General features: G+C 63.0%; 21 protein-coding genes. 17 read left to right on the forward strand and 4 right to left on the reverse strand.

The annotated features are described in order from the left end of the window. The 7 genes from VNH11_26440 to VNH11_26470 form a co-directional block, all read left to right on the forward strand. Positions 1-310 (forward strand): hypothetical protein (locus VNH11_26440; protein HVA49933.1); only part of this gene is annotated, 310 nt, incomplete at its 5' end. Continuing rightward, a complete protein-coding gene (locus VNH11_26445; protein ID HVA49934.1) occupies positions 268-585 on the forward strand; it encodes a hypothetical protein in 318 nt (105 codons plus the stop codon). The genes VNH11_26440 and VNH11_26445, both read left to right, overlap by 43 nt. A 585-nt stretch (positions 586-1170) precedes the next feature. After that, positions 1171-1461 carry a hypothetical protein gene (locus VNH11_26450; protein HVA49935.1) on the forward strand — a complete coding sequence of 97 codons (291 nt, stop codon included), beginning with the start codon at positions 1171-1173 and terminating at the stop codon, positions 1459-1461. A 12-nt stretch (positions 1462-1473) separates the two neighbouring features. After that, positions 1474-1881 (forward strand): type II toxin-antitoxin system VapC family toxin, encoded by a 408-nt coding sequence (locus VNH11_26455; GenBank protein ID HVA49936.1) that lies wholly within the window; start codon positions 1474-1476, stop codon positions 1879-1881. Beyond that, positions 1878-2120, forward strand: a complete 243-nt coding sequence (locus VNH11_26460; GenBank protein ID HVA49937.1) for a hypothetical protein — start codon at positions 1878-1880, stop codon at positions 2118-2120. Before VNH11_26455 ends, VNH11_26460 begins: the two co-directional genes overlap by 4 nt. Positions 2121-2428: 308 nt before the next feature. Then, positions 2429-2662, forward strand: coding sequence for a hypothetical protein (locus VNH11_26465; GenBank protein ID HVA49938.1), 234 nt, complete (start codon positions 2429-2431; stop codon positions 2660-2662). Between the two features lie 21 nt (positions 2663-2683). Beyond that, positions 2684-3202 carry a hypothetical protein gene (locus tag VNH11_26470; GenBank protein ID HVA49939.1) on the forward strand — a complete coding sequence of 173 codons (519 nt, stop codon included), beginning with the start codon at positions 2684-2686 and terminating at the stop codon, positions 3200-3202. 50 nt (positions 3203-3252) lie between these two features. On the opposite strand, the gene VNH11_26475 is transcribed toward VNH11_26470, so the two are convergent. Beyond that, a complete protein-coding gene (locus VNH11_26475) occupies positions 3253-3849 on the reverse strand; it encodes a hypothetical protein (protein ID HVA49940.1) in 597 nt (198 codons plus the stop codon). A gap of 241 nt (positions 3850-4090) precedes the next feature. On the opposite strand from VNH11_26475, the gene VNH11_26480 reads away from it, so the two are divergent. From VNH11_26480 to VNH11_26495, 4 genes are all read left to right on the forward strand, one after another. Next, on the forward strand, positions 4091-4705 hold the full coding sequence (locus VNH11_26480; GenBank protein HVA49941.1) for a sigma-70 family RNA polymerase sigma factor: 615 nt from the start codon (positions 4091-4093) through the stop codon (positions 4703-4705). Positions 4706-4947: 242 nt separating this feature from the next. Further along, positions 4948-7605, forward strand: coding sequence for an SUMF1/EgtB/PvdO family nonheme iron enzyme (locus tag VNH11_26485; protein ID HVA49942.1), 2658 nt, complete (start codon positions 4948-4950; stop codon positions 7603-7605). 97 nt (positions 7606-7702) lie between these two features. Beyond that, positions 7703-8071: a four helix bundle protein gene (locus tag VNH11_26490; protein ID HVA49943.1), complete on the forward strand. Its 369-nt coding sequence runs from the start codon at positions 7703-7705 to the stop codon at positions 8069-8071. Between the two features lie 353 nt (positions 8072-8424). Further along, entirely contained in the window at positions 8425-8598 is a 174-nt protein-coding gene (locus VNH11_26495) for a hypothetical protein (protein HVA49944.1), read from the forward strand. A gap of 175 nt (positions 8599-8773) precedes the next feature. On the opposite strand, the gene VNH11_26500 is transcribed toward VNH11_26495, so the two are convergent. Then, positions 8774-9316 (reverse strand): Imm15 family immunity protein, encoded by a 543-nt coding sequence (locus VNH11_26500; GenBank protein ID HVA49945.1) that lies wholly within the window; start codon positions 9314-9316, stop codon positions 8774-8776. Between the two features lie 330 nt (positions 9317-9646). Between VNH11_26500 and VNH11_26505 the strand changes: the two genes are divergently transcribed. The 3 genes from VNH11_26505 to VNH11_26515 are packed head-to-tail and all read left to right on the forward strand — an operon-like array spanning position 9647 to position 10425. Beyond that, a complete protein-coding gene (locus VNH11_26505; GenBank protein HVA49946.1) occupies positions 9647-9922 on the forward strand; it encodes a hypothetical protein in 276 nt (91 codons plus the stop codon). Between the two features lie 51 nt (positions 9923-9973). Continuing rightward, positions 9974-10171, forward strand: coding sequence for a hypothetical protein (locus tag VNH11_26510; protein HVA49947.1), 198 nt, complete (start codon positions 9974-9976; stop codon positions 10169-10171). Next, positions 10156-10425, forward strand: coding sequence for a hypothetical protein (locus VNH11_26515; protein ID HVA49948.1), 270 nt, complete (start codon positions 10156-10158; stop codon positions 10423-10425). Before VNH11_26510 ends, VNH11_26515 begins: the two co-directional genes overlap by 16 nt. 485 nt (positions 10426-10910) lie before the next feature. Here VNH11_26515 and VNH11_26520 read toward each other — a convergent pair whose 3' ends face one another. Together VNH11_26520 and VNH11_26525 are read right to left on the reverse strand one after the other, a co-directional pair. Further along, on the reverse strand, positions 10911-13175 hold the full coding sequence (locus VNH11_26520; protein ID HVA49949.1) for an APC family permease: 2265 nt from the start codon (positions 13173-13175) through the stop codon (positions 10911-10913). Between the two features lie 163 nt (positions 13176-13338). Further along, positions 13339-13965 carry a Uma2 family endonuclease gene (locus VNH11_26525; protein HVA49950.1) on the reverse strand — a complete coding sequence of 209 codons (627 nt, stop codon included), beginning with the start codon at positions 13963-13965 and terminating at the stop codon, positions 13339-13341. A gap of 122 nt (positions 13966-14087) precedes the next feature. Here VNH11_26525 and VNH11_26530 point away from each other — a divergent pair, with 122 nt between their 5' ends. The 3 genes from VNH11_26530 to VNH11_26540 are packed head-to-tail and all read left to right on the forward strand — an operon-like array spanning position 14088 to position 15993. Next, positions 14088-14339: a hypothetical protein gene (locus VNH11_26530; protein ID HVA49951.1), complete on the forward strand. Its 252-nt coding sequence runs from the start codon at positions 14088-14090 to the stop codon at positions 14337-14339. A 14-nt stretch (positions 14340-14353) separates the two neighbouring features. Further along, positions 14354-14659, forward strand: a complete 306-nt coding sequence (locus tag VNH11_26535) for a hypothetical protein (protein HVA49952.1) — start codon at positions 14354-14356, stop codon at positions 14657-14659. 5 nt (positions 14660-14664) lie between these two features. Further along, the gene (locus VNH11_26540; GenBank protein ID HVA49953.1) at positions 14665-15993 is read left to right on the forward strand and encodes an enolase C-terminal domain-like protein; all 1329 of its coding nucleotides are present in this window, start codon (positions 14665-14667) and stop codon (positions 15991-15993) included. Positions 15994-16025 lie beyond the last annotated feature (32 nt).

Genomic DNA, 16025 nt, shown 5'->3' on the forward strand with positions numbered 1-16025 from the left:
CGCCGGCCACTTCCGCACTTCGGTGTGGAAAGGGCTGGAGATCATCGAGGGCCTACGCGGCCACGTCTCCGGGCTAGGCGTGCCGACCTACGTGGTCGACGGCCTGCACGGCGCGGGCAAGATTCCGCTGATGCCGAACTATCTGGTTTCGGCCAGCGAGAACGCGGTGATCTTGCGCAACTGTGATCTTGTTGGAAGGGGGAGGGCCTGCTGTTCCGCTATGCTCCTGAAGACAAGGACGGCGGCGAGCAGAGCCATTACCCCTCGATGGGCGTCAGCGGCCTGCTTGGCGGTCAAGGCTCTGCCTTGATTCCCGTCGGCAACCGCCGCATGGCCCGCCGCGAGGAGCATGAGCATGAGGTCGAGTCGAACGGCAACGCCAATGGCCACCACAGCGGCAACGGTCACGCCAACGGCAATGGCAAGCCTCAGAAGAACGGGCATGCCAAGCTGAACGGCAATGGCCACGCCAACGGCAATGGCCACGCGGACGGCAACGGCAACGGCAGCACTCTCTCCCTCCGGGACAGGGCCGATGGCAACGGCGAGCCGTTCGAGCTGCCGATCATCGACCGGCTGCCATAGCCAGTTTGTCAATTTGCAACGAAAGCGCCGCGGGCCGGATTCAATCCGGCCCGCGGTTTTGTTTAGCGTAGCAGGCACGGGGCACCCGCGCAGTCGGTCGCTGTGCCGCTTTAGCTGGACAATGGCCTTCCCAGGCCGTCTCAATGCTTGATTCCCGGATTGCTCGTACCGTCTGCTTGGCCGTAGAATAAAAGAGCGCGAAAACATGTTTGCACTTAAGACCGCAAGGGTAGCGGGCGTTGCCGGAACAAATCCCAGACGAAGCCTTGGTGCTCCGCGGTGGGCGCAATCAGCCCGAAGACTTGCGGCGCGGGATGCGAACCCATCCGAGCGGCGTGACCGGCGCATCGGTCGAGTGCGTGGAGGGTTTATCGGTAAAGGATTTAGCGGCGGCCATTCCGCACAATCAGATTGGTGTAACGACAGCCGGTGCCATTCGCGCTGCGGGTGGCGATGTGGTGCGGACATCGGGCCACAGCCCGAATCATGCCACGATGACCGGCTTGAGCGCCGAAGAGGCAAGTCGCCTGCTGACGCCAACGATTGCGAATCCAGCCAAACAGCCATGACAAAGAAAGATGCAAGATGATGAAGCCCAAGGTCTATGCGGATTTTCACAACGCGGACACCCAGGGGCGTTTGCGGCTGAACTGCGTCGGAACGACTGAGGATCTGGCGCGACAAGCAATCACTCTGCATGATGGAATGGGCCTCACGCTCTACTCGGACGACCTCGACGAGAACGGCCAGCTCGATGAGCTGCTGGCTGACGGCATCGTGTCGTTCTCGAAGGAAGAGAACTGCTGGGTGGCCACGATTGATCGGTCCGGCATCCATCATGCGTCAGACAAGCGCACCGCCCGTTTAGGCTCGTAATCTGCCGCCAGCATGGAGGACCAGCAGATCACGCATCAGTGGTGGAACACGCGACGTGCGGACTACGAACTCTGCATCGCCGAGCCTGTTCTGGAAGAGGCGGCATTAGGTGACCCACAAGCCGCACAGAACCGGCTTGATATGCTGAGCGCCATGACGCTTCTGCGATCGTCGGCCGACGCGACAGCTCTCGCGAAGGCGCTTATCGAGGCCGGTGCGCTGCCCGCCAATGCCGCCGACGACGCCCTGCACCTTGCCATCGCGGCCGTGAACCGAATACCATATCTATTGACGTGGAACTGTCGCCATCTGGCGAACGCGACGATGCGGCCCGTCATCGAATCCGTTTGTGCCGCTAAGGGTTTCAAGGCCCCGATTATCTGCACGCCCGAAGAACTTATGGAGGCGAAAGAATCATGAATGATCCGATTGTCGATGAAATCCGGAAGATTCGCGATGCCCACGCGGCCCGCTTCGATTACGACCTGGACGCCATCTACCGCGACATCAAGGAACGTGAAAAGGAATGGGAAGAAAAGCTCGGTCGCAAGTTTGTCTCCTACGCCGCCTGCCCCGACGAGCCAGCGCCAACTCCACCGGCGGCGCCCGTTTCAGCCAACGCGACATTGCCGGAAGGGAGCCCGGCGCCGAGGCATTAGGCAGGCCGCCAGACAGGACGACGCCGTCGCCAGTGGTTGATTCGGCATGGTGAGACGCAGCGACATTCGATTCAGCCAACTTCAGGCTTTTCTCGAGCGGCTGGGATTTTCGGGAACCCGTGACAAGCGCGGCTGGCGTTTCGAACACGAACCGTCGGAAACGGTTTTCGTCTTCCGCGCGTATCGCCGAACCGAGCGAGTTTTCATGCCTGATCTATTTGGCATCCGCTGGCAGCTCGACGGCCGCGGCCTGCCGCCCGAGCAAGCATTTGACGAATCTCTGACGAAAACGCCCGCCGAACCCTGCCGTGGACGATCCCTTAGACTTCATCGACTTCGACGACGTGATCCAGCACGGCGATCCAGCCAAATGGCGCCACCTTGGGCCGAAAACGGGGAGCCCGACGCCGGCCACCTCGGAGAATGCCTTGCCTGGAACCATGAAACACTACGACCTCTACCTCGACGAGCACGGCGACGAAATCGAGCTGCACTATTTTCGGCATCCTGACGGGACCGTTGGCGATGTTAAAATAAGGTAGCCGAGCGAGGCGCCCCAAACCATGCCGACCGACCAAATCACCGAATTTTTGCGACAACTGCGATCGGGCAACCTCGACGCCGAGAACCCGGCGTTCCCTGAGCATCTGTCGGCCGCCGACTTTCTCAAGCAGGTTCGCGATCACTATCCGGTCGTTTTTCAGGAGCGATCGATTGGGCGAAAAACCGAACTCGGCCTCGCCCGCTCGCTGCAGTTTGAGCTAGCGGTTCCCGGCAATGGCCAGCAAACGTTTCCGCCAGTTCTGCTCTTCCCAGTCTTTCGCCGTTGCCTCCTGATCTCGACCTACGACGACCATCTCAGCGGAATCGCGATGGCCAAGAGCGTGCGCATCCGCCCCTCCAAAGCCGACCGCGATGAGTTGGTGGTCACGATGGGCGGCGGCTACAAGCTCGACAAAATGCCCGACGGCTGGACGCTTAAAGATGTCCCGCGTCGATCGACCGTTCTGTCCGAGGCTTTCCTTCGAGCAAGGGGTTGGCAATTCGACCGCTTGCGACCGTTTGCACTGCAACGGCGATGACCGTCGGGGAGGAATCACCTGACATCAAATTGACGACATGAATCGTCTGGCTAACGGCGCACACCCGCTGCCGACTTGAAGTGGTTCCGCAGCGACTGAAGCGGCTTCTCGGCGATGAATCCCACGCGGTCGTTGGCGAGCATCGCCGAGCACCAAGCCACGATTTCGTCCGCCGGCAATTCGCAGTTCTTCAGGGCTTTGAAAACGACGCTCAAGCAGTCCTCGATGTCTTCAGTCATCAGGCCTTCATCGCTCGATTCGACTTGATAGCTGCCTTGATTCATTAGTTCCAGCGAAAGTTCCATGGCCAGGGGCAGTTGCCCGGCGTCGATCAAGCGGTCCAGGTTCCGTTTCACCTCGCTGTAGGCTTCGTCGTCGTAAGAGAAGTTGTAGTTGATCTCTCGCTCGTCGAAATCGGTGGCATCGGCGATGGCCTGCCGCGTCGCGGTCACGATGTCGTCGGAGGTTGCCGGCACGTCGAACCGCGCGGTGAGTTGCCGGAGGACTCCACGGTCGGCTTGGGCCAGCTCCAACAGGACCTCCACCAACTCCGCTTTGCTTCGCCGCACGAGCGCTTTGCGCAGCTCGGCGGCGGGGTCCGAATGTTTTCTCGGCGGTCTGATTTTCTTTGGCGGGCGTCGGGGCATGACTTCAATTCCTTTGGCGTTCAACTGGCGATGGCTCTGATTCTACCACAGCACCGCCCCACTGCGAGCAGGGCCGCACCTCGCACGCGGTTGCGGATAAGAGAATGAGAAAGCGCAGGTCGAACCCGACAAACCGGGCCGCGCACAGAAAAAAAGCATGACAGTCGCGCGGCGATACGCTATTCTGACGGCTTATGAGGGCCGCCGTGGTGGCGTCCGGGGGTTCTGGGAACGAAACGCCATGAGCGGTATGCCGCCTTCCGCCAGCGCACTGTCTGGTTCGACGTCGTCGAGCCTGATCGTTCGCGCCATCGCGCACGACCGCGACGCCTGGCGCCGCCTCTCGGCCCTGTACGGCCCGCTGGTTTATCGCTGGGCGCGGCAGGCCAACTTGCAGTCGCAAGACGCGGCCGACGTCGTGCAAGAGGTCTTTGGCAGCGTCGCCGCAAATCTGGCCCGTTTCCACGGCGATCGGCCCGGCGACAGCTTTCGCGGCTGGCTCTGGACCATCGCCCGCAACAAGGTGCGCGACCATTACCGCCGTCTTGCCGCGCGACAAGAACAGGACGGCAGCGCCGCCCAGACCCGTTTGCTCGAAGCCGCCGCCCCGACCGACGACACCTCGATACCCGTTGCGGGGGCGAACATCGACCTGGCCCATCGTCTCTTGTCGCTGGTCGAGGGCGACTTCGAGCCGCGCACCTGGCAGGCCTTTTGGCGGACCGCGGTGGATGGTCTGGCGGCGCGCGAGGCGGCGGAACAACTCGGCATGACGGTCGGGTCCGTCTACATGGCCAAAAGCCGCGTGCTGGCCCGCCTTCGAGACGAGCTGTCGGGGCTCATCGACGAGGGATGAACGGTGAGAGATGATCCGATACCAACCCGAAGCGCCAGCGAGGCAGCCGGTTCAAGCCAAAGCGCCAGCGATGCAAGTCCGCCAGGCCGCCTCGCTTGCGCTTCGGGTTTGTGTGCGCGGAAAAAATCGCGTTAGGCTCTCGCGTTGTAAAGATAGGGGCGCGGAACTGCCCGAAGGATGGCCTTCCCAGGCCGTTCCGGTCCTGAACCCTGAACCCTGAACCCTGAACCCCGAACCCTCCTATGCCAGTCGCCACCTGCCCCGACCACGATTCCTTGCGTGATTTCCATCTCGGCAAGCTGCCGCTGGCCGACGCCCAGCAGATCGCCGAACATCTGGACGCTTGCCCCGCCTGCCAGGCCAGCATTGAAACCATTGGCGATTCGCACGATACGCTCGTCCACAGCTTGCGGCAGGAGCCGGTCACCCGCTTCGACGGCGAACCTGATTTGCAAAAAGCCTTGGCGGCCGTCGAGGCGCTGGGCACGCGGTTGCACTCGCAAACCGCTTCGGGCGAGAGCGGCAAGCCCATCGGCGACGAGGCGCTCGGCACCCTGCGCGACTATCACCTCTTGGAAAAACTGGGCGAGGGCGGTATGGGAACCGTCTATAAGGCCCGCCATCAACGGCTCAAGAGGACCGTGGCCCTCAAGCTGCTGCCGCAAGACCGCACCCGCGACAAACGGGCGGTTGCCCGCTTCGAACGCGAGATGGAAGCCGTCGGCAAGCTGGAGCACCCCAACATCGTCCGCGCGCTCGACGCCGGCGAACACGACGGCACCCACTACCTGGTGATGGAATACGTCGACGGGCTCGACCTCTCGCACGTGGTCAAAGGGCATGGCCCATTGGCCGTGGCCGACGCTTGCGAATTGGTCCGCCAGACCGCCGCCGGCCTGCAATCCGCCCACGAACACGCCCTGGTGCATCGCGACGTGAAGCCCTCGAACCTGATGCTCACCGCCGCCGGGCAAGTGAAGGTGCTCGATCTTGGCCTCGCCCTGCTTCTGGCGGAGCAGCCCGGCGGCGACGAGCTCACCGGCACCAGCCAGATGATGGGCACGGCCGACTATTGCGCGCCCGAACAGGTCGGCGACAGCCACACGGTCGACATTCGGGCAGACATCTACAGCCTCGGCTGCACGCTCTACAAGCTGCTCACGGGCCACGCTCCCTTCAGCGGCCAGCAGTTCGACACGGCGATGAAGAAGCTGATGGCGCATATTTCACAGCCCGTGCGTCCGGTCCGCGAGCTTCGGCCCGACGTGCCGCAGGGGTTGGCCGCCGTGCTCGACCGAATGCTGGCCAAGCAACCCGCGGCGCGTTACTCCACGCCCGCCGAAGTCTTAATGGCGATCGCCCCTTTCGCCGCCGGCAGCGATCTGAGCAAACTCTTCGCCCAGACGTCGCAGCCGATCAGGCCGGCCGTCACTCCGACGACGAGCGAGACGACGCCGCACCTCAGTTCCGCGCTGACCGGCACTCGCCCGGGCGCCGGGTCGCAAGGCGCCGCCAGCTTCGCGGACTCCGCCACCCAGGCGTACATTGGCAATCGGCCGCCGCGTCGCAGCCTCAAGATCGCCGCCGCGGCCGCCGCCTTCGTATTGCTGGCCGGCGTCGTGATTGTCATCAAGAACCGCAAAGGCGAGGTGGTCGCGACGGTCGAAGTGAAGCCCAGCGACGAAGGCGAGCAGGCGACCGCCGACACCGAGCCGAGCGATTCTGTAGGGAACGGGGTGCCCTCTGGGCCCCGTGGCGTTCCGCGCACTTCGCAAGCCGCCGACAAAGTAGCTCCGACACTCCGTGGCGGAGATTCGGTCGCCGAAGGCGACCGGCTGGCGCTCCCGTCACGGAGTGCCGGGTCTACAGTGGCTCCTGCGACCGCGGCGAGCGCCTCGCGCCTCGCCCGCCTGCCCGCCGCCGATGGCGCATGGCCGCCCGACGCGCCGCCACCGGCCGTCGCTCCCTTCGACGAAGACCAGGCCCGAAAGCACCAGCAGGCCTGGGCCGACCACCTCAACCTGCCGCTGGAACACACCAACTCCATCGGCATGAAGTTCATCCTTATTCCGCCCGGCGAGTTCAGCATGGGCAGCACGCCCGAAGAGATCGAAGAGACACTCAAGGGGGTGGATCCCAATGACAAACTTTGGCAAGAGTGCATCAAGAGCGAAGCGCCACAACACAAGGTCGTGCTCACCCGGCCGTTCTACCTCGGCGTACACGAGGTGACGCAGAAAGAGTACGAAGCCGTGATGGGCACGAACCCCTCCTATTTTACTAAGACCAATCCCGACGAGAAGGTCGTGAAGCAAGTGGCCGACCTCGAAACCGCGAACCATCCCGTCGAAGTGGTGAGCTGGAACGACGCGGCGGAGTTCTGCGCCAAACTGAGCAAGCAAGAGGAGATGAAGCCGTTTTACTTCCGCGCCGGCGAAACGGTCACGCCGTTGAAAGGGACCGGCTATCGGCTACCCACGGAGGCCGAGTGGGAGTTCGCCTGCCGCGCCGGCACGACCACCAGGTTCTGGATCGGCGACAGAGAGCAAGATCTGGTCTCGGCCGGCTGGTACGGCTCGAACAGCGGCGGACGCACCCACGAAGCCGGGGAGCTGGGCGAAAATCCGTTCGGGGTATTCGATGTGCATGGCAACGTGTGGGAATGGGTCGAGGATGCGTGGGAGCCGATGTTCTATAAGCGGTTCCTGGACAAGCCCGCGGTCAACCCAACTTGCCCATTTTCCGCCGGTGCGCGGCGTGTGATTCGCGGCGGCAGTTGGAACTACGACGCGTCCTCCTGTCGCTCCGCCTTCCGCTACGCCTTCGACCCGACGTACCGCCCCTACAACATCGGATTCCGTGTCGTGCTGGTGGCTGCGTCCTTGCGTGCCAGTCGTTGACCTCTGAAACTCTGTTCTCTGATCTCTGTATTTGTCTTGGTCTTTGTAGCGGGGTGCAGGGGCGGCAGCCCCTGCTCGCGCGCATTTTGAGATAGACATGCCCGCTCCCGATACACCGCTTTTTGTGAAGACGCACGACTTTCTGTTGTGGCTCATCCAGCGCACCCAGAGGTTTCCAAAGAACCTGCGGCAGTCATACACTCTGAAGCTTGAGACGGCGGCCTTCGAGTTTCAGGAGGCGATTCTGATGGCCAACGCCGTGCGCGGCGCCGAGCGTTCGAGTTGGCTGGCGCGGGCCGACGGCAAGCTGGTGTGTCTTCGCGCCTTGCTGCGGCTGGCGTATGATCTCAAGCTGCTGGCGGGCACGCAAAGCGAGCATGCCTGCCAGCGTGTGGATGAGCTCGGGCGCCTGTTAGGCGCCTGGAAAAAGGGGACGGACCGCAAAGCGCCGGTGCGCAGCGTGTGATTCGCGGCGGCAATTGGAACAACAACGCGTCCAACTGTCGCTCCGCCAACCGCAACGCCAACGACCCGACGAACCGCGACAACAACATCGGATTCCGTGTCGTGCTGGTGGCTGCGTCCTTGCGTGCCAATCGTCAACAACCGCCCGATGCCGGATCTGCCGCGTGGCACGTCCGGCCAGCGCCAAGAGGACGACACGGACCGTATCCTGCGAACCCGACCCGGCGGCCAAAGCGCCACGAGCGTGGCGGCGGACCGGGCGACGGGGCCAAAGCCGCTGTGGCGAGCGGGGGCTGGTAGCCGCAAGGCGAACGTGCCCGCTCGCCCTTTTTTGATCGCGACGATGGCAATCAGGTGCTGCTCGACGTGTTGGGGCGACGCATTCGCGACGAGCGATTGATGCGGTTGATTCGGCTGATCGTGGCGTCGGGCGAAGGGGTGCTGGCCGACGAGGGGACGAACGACTATTTCCCCGGCTGGCGGCGCGCACGATTCCATCGCAGGCGGTTCCCTCGACGGCCGAAATGACGAGCGAGAGTCGGCTGGAACTCGTGGATCCTCTGGAAGAGGACAAAGACTCGCCCGTGCCTGGCCTAACCCATCGCTACCCCGACCGGGTGCTGATGGTCACCACGCACGTCTCGACGATGTACTGCCGGTTCTGCACCCGTAAGAGAGTGACCATGGACCGCGACGGCTGGAATTACCTCACGGCCAGGTCTTTGCCGAAAGACGATAGAGCGATCTGTCGCTCGCGCGCGGGAACTTTGTGGCTGACGACGACCCGGAGGGCATCGGGGCACGTTTCATCGTCCTCGAAGACTTCGAACCTGCCGGGCCAAACGGTTTCAATAAGCTTGGCGATTCTTCGAGCGAACGACGTTCGCGGAGCTTCGAGCACGAGGTTGCGGCGAAGTTCGTGCTTGTCGATATCGTTGCAAACAAAGATCCGGGGCACGATTGGATCGGCGTCGCCGTCGTCCCAGATCGTCAACGCGGCGACAAACGGCGCCGGTGAATGGGCCTGCGCGACGAGCGAGTCAAGGTAATCCAGCCCGGCCCGCAGCAAGACCGCATTCGCCTGGTCGGTGGGCAGGGCGTGCAAGAACGAGATTTCATCAAAGCGCGCGTAGAGTGGTACTTCGTCGCAATAGTCGCTTGCGGAAAAAACGGCGTAGTCGTCGAGCTCTCGCCGTCGGAACAGTTCTCGAAAGGCATCTTCGAACCGGTCGGTCATACCTGCCATCCAAATCTCCGCAGAAAGTCCGCCTGATCGTTAGTTAAGCTGACGCCCCCGTGCCTGCCGCTGCCATCCAGATTCACGGCAGGCGACCCTTGCCCCGGCCCAAGGTGCGCATGCCATTGGCCGCCCTTGGTGTGCGGGGGATCAATCCGGTCGATGCCCGCCGGCCCTCTCCCTTTGTAAACCAGCTTTTGCGCCGCCTTCGGCGTCCGTTTCGATCTGCCCTTCTTTCTCTTCTTCTTGGCCAATTATACGCCCTTCGGAGCTCCAGGCTAAGACGGATCGCGGGCCATTCCGCGAAACACCGCTCTGGGTGAAGGCTAATCGCCATCCGTGGCGAATGCAACCGAATCCGACGACCTCTTACCCATTCGGTTGCAGGCGGTCCCCTCGACGGCCGAGATGACGAGCGAGAGGGGGCTGGAACTCGTGGATCCTCTGGGAGAGGACAAAGACTCGCCCGTGCCTGGCCTAACCCATCGCTACCCCGACCGGGTGCTGATGGTCACCACGCACGTCTCGACGATGTACTGCCGGTTCTGCCCCCGTAAGAGAGCGACCATGGACCGCAACGGCTGGGAGGATCCCAGCCGCCCCAGCTTGCCGTGAGGCCAAGGATGGGCGATACTTGAAGAGCCGTCCCGATTTCCCGGAGATCCCATGAGCCTGCAAGAACTCGAAGCCGCGGTAAGCCAGTTGCCCACCGACGAGTTGAGCGCCTTCGCGCGGTGGTTCAAAGAGTATTTGGCAGACGCCTGGGACCGCCGCATCGAGGCCGACATCGAGGCCGGGCGGTTGGACGAAGTCGGCTGTCGCGCGGATGCCGATTTCGATGCCGGGCGGTGTACGCCGCTGTGAACCAGTTCGCCACGCCCGAGTTCTGGTATCACTACCGCAGCCTGCCCACCGAAGTGCGCGATCTGGCGGACAAAAACTTTGCCCTGTTGCGCCAAGATCCGCACCACCCTTCGCTGCGGTTGAAGAAAACCGGCTCGTACTGGTCGGCGCGTGTGGGGCTGCGCTATCGCGCCCTGGCGCGTGACCGAGCGGAAGGATTGGTTTGGTTTTGGATCGGCCCTCACAGCGAATACGATCGCTTGCTCAGCACGTAGAGGCCCGCCGCAAAAAACCACCCGCGAGATCACGCCCGAGGCCGAACGCGCCTGCCGGGCACTGGTCAACGCCGGCATGCCGGTGAGCAACCATGCGGTCTTGCTCAAGGGGGTGAACGACTCGGTGCCCGTGATGCGCGAGCTGGTCCGCAATCTCTTGCGGATCAAGGTGCGGCCTTATTACCTGTTCCATTGCGATCCGGTGGTAGGCGCCGGCTTTTTGCGGAACGCCACAGAGGGCGTTCCCTACAGAGGTGGAAGGGCTGGAGATCATCGAGGGCCTGCGCGGCCACGTCTCCGGGCTGCGCGTGCCGACCTACGTGAGGATGAAAGGGCCTGTCGGCACGATCGTATTTCAGGCTCGCTCGAGCCGAATCGGGGTGACAAGCGAGGCTGGCGATTCGAGCACGAGCCGTCGGAAACGATTTTCGTCTTCCGACCCTGTCCTGCTCATATTTTGCCGAAAGTGACGGCCTGACGAGGAATTACTTCACCCGTGTCGGCAAGATCACCATCGGCACGCCGTCCCACTGCAAACGGCGCTGCAGCGAATAGGCGGTCTGGTTGTGGAACAAGCGTTGCCACCAGGTGTCGCGATTGAACACGAGCTGGCCCGCGAAAAAGACCACCTTGGGAAAGCGCCGGGCAATTTCCAGGCAAAGCTGCTCCAGCTCATCGACGGCGTCGGTGCCAATGGCCATGTAAGAGGCCGAAGGCATGCCCAGCCGCTGGGCCAAGTCGACGTAGCTGGCCAGCGATTCGGCCGTGTGACGATGCAAGTCTTCCACGGCGCTGGCCCCTTTGAAGTTGCCCGAATCGACGACGCCAACCGAAAGGAAGATAAAGTTCTTGAAGTAGCCCGGCGCAAAGCGGACCGCGTTGAGCATGGTATGCACCCCCAGCCCGCCATAGCCGCCGACGAGGATCGCCGCGGTCGGCTGGTCGGGGTCGGGCTCGGCCGGGTTGGGCGTTCCCGTGGCGGAAATGTTGCCCAGCGAGGCATCAAGCCGCTTCAGACGCCGCACGACCCCCCGGTAATATCGCCGGGTGAGGAAGCAAACGACCACCAGCACGCTGGTCACGCCGAGCGTCACGGAAGCTCCCTCATTCCGCTTTTCATAGACTGTCACGCACAAAATGCCCAGGCAGACGGCCGCCCCGAAGACGAACAAATTGAACCGTCGCCGCCAGAGCGGGTCGTGGCCGCGCCGCTGCCACCAGAGCCGGCTCATGCCGATCATCGACAGCGAGAAGGTGAGAAACACGTTGATCGCATACATGTTGACCAGAAGATCAACCTTGCCCTCGGTGTAGAGCAGCGCCGAAAGGGCCGCCACGCCCATGAGCAGAATGCCGTTGTGCGTCGCCAATCGCTCGGAGAGGTTGGCGAACCAGTGCGGCATGAACGAGTCGTGCGCCATGTTGGCCAGCACGCGCGGCCCGTCGATAAAACCGGCCTGGGCCGCGACGAACAGCAGGGCGCCTTCCGAAAGCATCGTGGCCCAGAGCAGCACGTCGCCCACGCCGTGCGTCGACAGCCCGATGTCGCCCAGGAATTTTTCAGTGAGGATTTGATTGTGGGTTTTCCCCTCGGCGATGGCCGGGATGCCGAGCAGCAAGTAGGCCAGCATCAACCCGCCCGCGGTCAACGCCAGCGAGCAGGCCATATAGAGCATCGTTCGCTTGGCGGTGGCCACCCTCGGCTCGCGCATCACGGGCATGCTGTTCGAGACGGCCTCGATACCGGTGTACGTGCCGCCCCCCAACGAATACGCTCGCAGCAACAGGGCCAGCATGCCCCAAAAACCAAAGCTTGGCTTGGCCAGCCCTTCGCGCACCTGAACGGTAACTTCATGGGCCACTGCGCCCACGGCCGTGATGTGCAGCAGCACCGAGCCGGCGATGAGCAGGGCGTGCGTCGCCAAAAACAGCAGGAAGACCGGCAACAAGGTTTTGACCGATTCTCGCACCCCGCGCAGGTTGAGCACGATCAACAGCACGATGGCCAGCAGCTCGCAATACAGCTTAAGGTTGTCGTGCGGCGTGGGCAGCCAACCGAGCGACTTGAAGTTGTGCAGGTACTCCACGAGCCTGCGCACGTAGGGGCCGAGCAAGCCGTAGAGTGCATCGCCCGCGGCGGCAACGGAAACGGTGATCGTCAGCACATAATCGACGAGCAGGGCGGAACCGGAGATGACGCCGGCGGGGCGCCCCAACAGCTTCGAGGCGACGAGATAGCCGCCGCCGCCGCTGGGGAATTCTTCGATGATATGGCTGTAGCAGCGCGAGATGACGAGCACCGTCAGCATCGTGGCCAGCGCCAGAAACACGGCCAGATACGAGTGGTCGCCGCCAACGCTAAGGTTTTTGAAGGCTTCCGCCGGCCCATAACACGACGACGACAGGCCGTCGGCGCCCAGACCGACCCAGGCCAGAAAGGCCACCAGCGAAACGCTGTGAAAGACCGACTGATCGCGCAGATCGCGAGGCTTGCCGATCAGCACGGTTTTGAAACGTTTGGCGAGCGAGGGCTGATCGCCCGTGGGGCCGCCGAGCGTGGTGACGACGCCCGCACCGTCTGGGTCCGGATCTGGTTCGCCCAATTCCTTGTCCGAGAAAGGAACGGCGGCGTCTTTCTCGTGGGCCATCTGCGGCGTGACGGTGACTTCGTCGGCCGTATCGGCGTTCGGGGGGGCCGGCGCCGGATCGACCGCCCTGTCGCCCCCGACCGGTTCTCCTCGACTGTCCATCTTGTATCTTGGCTATCAAAGCAATTCGGCCCGAACCACCGCATGGGGCGGCCCGAGCCTTATGTCTGCCAATGAATCTAGGTCATGGACAGGTCCGATGCAATGGGGCGGGGATGCGACGGCACATGCTCGACGGCGAGCCGATCTCGAAGACAGCCCGTCATCACTGCTGATATTGGTCGGAGACCGCCAGGAGCTTTGCCAGGGGCAACTCAAAGCCGGGCAAGAGGGGCGTACGGTACGTCTCGGCTTCGTGGATGACCTGCTTGGCCCAACGGGGGCCTCGCCGATGATAGACGGTCAGCGTGCGGCGGAAGCGGTCGACGATCCAATATTCGCGCACGCCGATGACGCGGTACTCGGCCTTTTTCTCTTCGTAGTCGCGCCGCCGGTCGGCCGCGCGCGATGAGGGAAACTCGACCACGATCGTGGGTACATCGCGGCGGCCGACCGGCCCACGACTTACAGGCCGCCGCGCCAGCGCGGCCCAAATCACCCGGTCGCAACGGCGGTTCTGGCCGGTGGTCCGAACATTGTGCTCCGGCAGCGTCAGGTCGAGGGCCTTGCCTTGCGGGTGCGATTCTCGATACTTCCGCAGCCAATGGCCCAACTCTTCATTGGCGTCGCGCTCTTCTTCGAGTGGAGGCGGGGTCACGACCAGGACTCCATGAATCAACTCGTAGCGGTGCCCCAGTTCGAAGTCAGCCTCTTCGAACTCGTCCAGCGTCAGGATCGCTCCGGCGTCCCTGGGACCATAGAGCGCCGTCTGCTTCGCGGTGATCGTCGGCATGCGTTCGCCTCCGGAACAAGTTACGCCCGCATTCTAGCCCACCGCGGCCACGCAGGCCAGTCGCAGCCGACGGGCCGCCCGCTCACGGATTCGCGAAACGTCTATACTTCACGCGGCCGGGAATGAGACCTTGGCGGTGGTTGAGGCAGTGGTACGACAAGGCGGAAACCACCATCCGCCCGTTCCTCTGCGTGCGCGGCGGTATCTCCAGCGCGCTGGAGATCACCCCCCATGTGGTGCAAGCATGGTGGTTCAACCAGTTTTTGCCGATCGACTACCTTGATTGGCGGAGATGTTCTGTCAAAATCCAGCGGAGGCGGAAGGGGTGCAAGGCGGACGTGTTCTTGCACCTGTGCGTGTCAATTGCCCGTTAACGAAAGTAGCGTTTATGAACCGGTTGTTCGTGCCCGTCGTGGTCCTGGCCTTCGTCTGCTGTTGTGTTTCGCCCGCCTTCGCCAACATCGTTCACGAAGGCAAGCTCGTCAGCGTCGATGACGAAGACCACAAGATCGTCGTGCTCATCAAGGGGAGCGACGAGCGAGAGTTCAAGGTCGATGAGAAGTGCGAGGTCATGCTCGACGGCAAAAAAGCCGATCTCGAAGACCTCGAAGAAGGCGCGTCGGTCCGGCTCATGACCAAGAAAGTCAAAGGGGCCGAGGTCGTGGTCAAAATCGAAGCCAAGTCGGCGGAGTAGCCATCATGGACCGGCGCGATTGGCTGAAACAGACGACGGTGGCGGGCGCAATCGGGCTGCCGTGGCTGTCCGCTTGCGGAGCAAGCGGGCTACTTGGGGCCGCCGACGGCAAGAAGCTGCCGCCGCTGGCAATCACCGACATCAAGACCGTGCTCACCGCGCCGGCCGATATTCGCCTGGTCGTCGTCAAGGTGCTGACCAGCGAGCCGGGACTCTACGGCCTGGGCTGCGCCACCTTCACACAGCGGCCGCGCACCGTCGAAACGGCGGTCGAAAAGTACATCAAGCCGTTCCTGATCGGCAAGAACCCGCTGGCCATCGAAGACGTTTATCAATCGTCGTTCGTCAGTTCTTACTGGCGCAACGGTCCCGTGCTGGGCAATGCCATCAGCGGCGTCGATCAGGCGTTGTGGGACATTCTGGGCAAGCGGGCCGGGCTTCCCGTCTGGCAACTCTTGGGCGGCAAGTGTCGCAAGGCGGTCGACACCTATCGCCACGCCACGGGCGAAAGCTTCGAGGACGTGACCGATCACGCGCGGTCGCTCATCGAGCAAGGCTACCGCCACGTTCGGGCACAAGTCGGCCTGCCGAACATGGCGACCTATGGCGCCGGCAACAAGCCCAAGAAGACCAAGGCGCCGCCCAAGCCTTGGGAGCCGGCCCCCTACGTGCGCAAGATTCCGCGGCTGTTCGAGCATCTGCGCAAGGAACTGGGCGACGAGGTTGAGCTGCTGCACGACGTTCACGAGCGCGTGCCGCCGATTCTGGCCATTCAGTTGGCCAAAGACCTGGAGCCGTTTAAGCTGTTCTTTCTCGAAGACCCGTTCAGCCCCGAAGACGTCGGCTATTTCACGCACCTCCGCCGGCAGACGAGCACGCCGATCGCCATGGGCGAGCTGTTCAACAATCCGAACGAATACGTGCCGCTCATCAGCGGCCGGTTGATCGACTTCATTCGCATTCACATTTCGCAGATCGGCGGCCTGACGATGGCCCGCAAAGTGGCGGCGCTGTGCGAATTCTTCGCGGTGCGCACCGCCTGGCACGGACCGGGCGACGTTTCGCCGGTCGGTCACGCCGCCAACGTGCATCTCGACATCGCCACGCCCAACTTCGGCATTCAAGAGGCCCGCGCCTTTACGCAGGCCGAGCAGGACGTTTTTCCCGGCTGCCCGGAACTGAAGGACGGCTATTATTGGGTCAGCGACCGAGTGGGCCTGGGCATCGATCTCGACGAGAAGCTGGCGGCGAAGTTCCCGATCGAGGACGACCCGCCCTTCGACCTGGAGTGGGGCGGCGTGCGGCGCAAGGACCATTCGGTAGTCAAGCCTTAAGCTGAGCGAAGGCCAATCGTGCGATTCAGAAC

Source organism: Pirellulales bacterium (genome assembly GCA_035533075.1).
Taxonomy (GTDB): domain Bacteria; phylum Planctomycetota; class Planctomycetia; order Pirellulales; family JAICIG01; genus DASSFG01.

Excerpts from the sequence above, each read along its gene's own strand:
- VNH11_26445 (HVA49934.1), top strand. The coding sequence starts at position 268 with ATGGGCGTCAGCGGCCTGCTTGGCGGTCAAGGCTCTGCCTTGATTCCC.
- VNH11_26510 (HVA49947.1), top strand. The coding sequence starts at position 9,974 with ATGAGCCTGCAAGAACTCGAAGCCGCGGTAAGCCAGTTGCCCACCGAC.
- VNH11_26455 (HVA49936.1), top strand. The coding sequence starts at position 1,474 with ATGGAGGACCAGCAGATCACGCATCAGTGGTGGAACACGCGACGTGCG.
- VNH11_26475 (HVA49940.1), bottom strand. The coding sequence starts at position 3,849 with ATGCCCCGACGCCCGCCAAAGAAAATCAGACCGCCGAGAAAACATTCG.
- VNH11_26500 (HVA49945.1), bottom strand. The coding sequence starts at position 9,316 with ATGGCAGGTATGACCGACCGGTTCGAAGATGCCTTTCGAGAACTGTTC.
- VNH11_26540 (HVA49953.1), top strand. The coding sequence starts at position 14,665 with ATGGACCGGCGCGATTGGCTGAAACAGACGACGGTGGCGGGCGCAATC.
- VNH11_26520 (HVA49949.1), bottom strand. The coding sequence starts at position 13,175 with ATGGACAGTCGAGGAGAACCGGTCGGGGGCGACAGGGCGGTCGATCCG.
- VNH11_26450 (HVA49935.1), top strand. The coding sequence starts at position 1,171 with ATGATGAAGCCCAAGGTCTATGCGGATTTTCACAACGCGGACACCCAG.
- VNH11_26530 (HVA49951.1), top strand. The coding sequence starts at position 14,088 with ATGAGACCTTGGCGGTGGTTGAGGCAGTGGTACGACAAGGCGGAAACC.
- VNH11_26535 (HVA49952.1), top strand. The coding sequence starts at position 14,354 with ATGAACCGGTTGTTCGTGCCCGTCGTGGTCCTGGCCTTCGTCTGCTGT.
- VNH11_26460 (HVA49937.1), top strand. The coding sequence starts at position 1,878 with ATGAATGATCCGATTGTCGATGAAATCCGGAAGATTCGCGATGCCCAC.
- VNH11_26470 (HVA49939.1), top strand. The coding sequence starts at position 2,684 with ATGCCGACCGACCAAATCACCGAATTTTTGCGACAACTGCGATCGGGC.
- VNH11_26480 (HVA49941.1), top strand. The coding sequence starts at position 4,091 with ATGAGCGGTATGCCGCCTTCCGCCAGCGCACTGTCTGGTTCGACGTCG.
- VNH11_26525 (HVA49950.1), bottom strand. The coding sequence starts at position 13,965 with ATGCCGACGATCACCGCGAAGCAGACGGCGCTCTATGGTCCCAGGGAC.
- VNH11_26485 (HVA49942.1), top strand. The coding sequence starts at position 4,948 with ATGCCAGTCGCCACCTGCCCCGACCACGATTCCTTGCGTGATTTCCAT.
- VNH11_26490 (HVA49943.1), top strand. The coding sequence starts at position 7,703 with ATGCCCGCTCCCGATACACCGCTTTTTGTGAAGACGCACGACTTTCTG.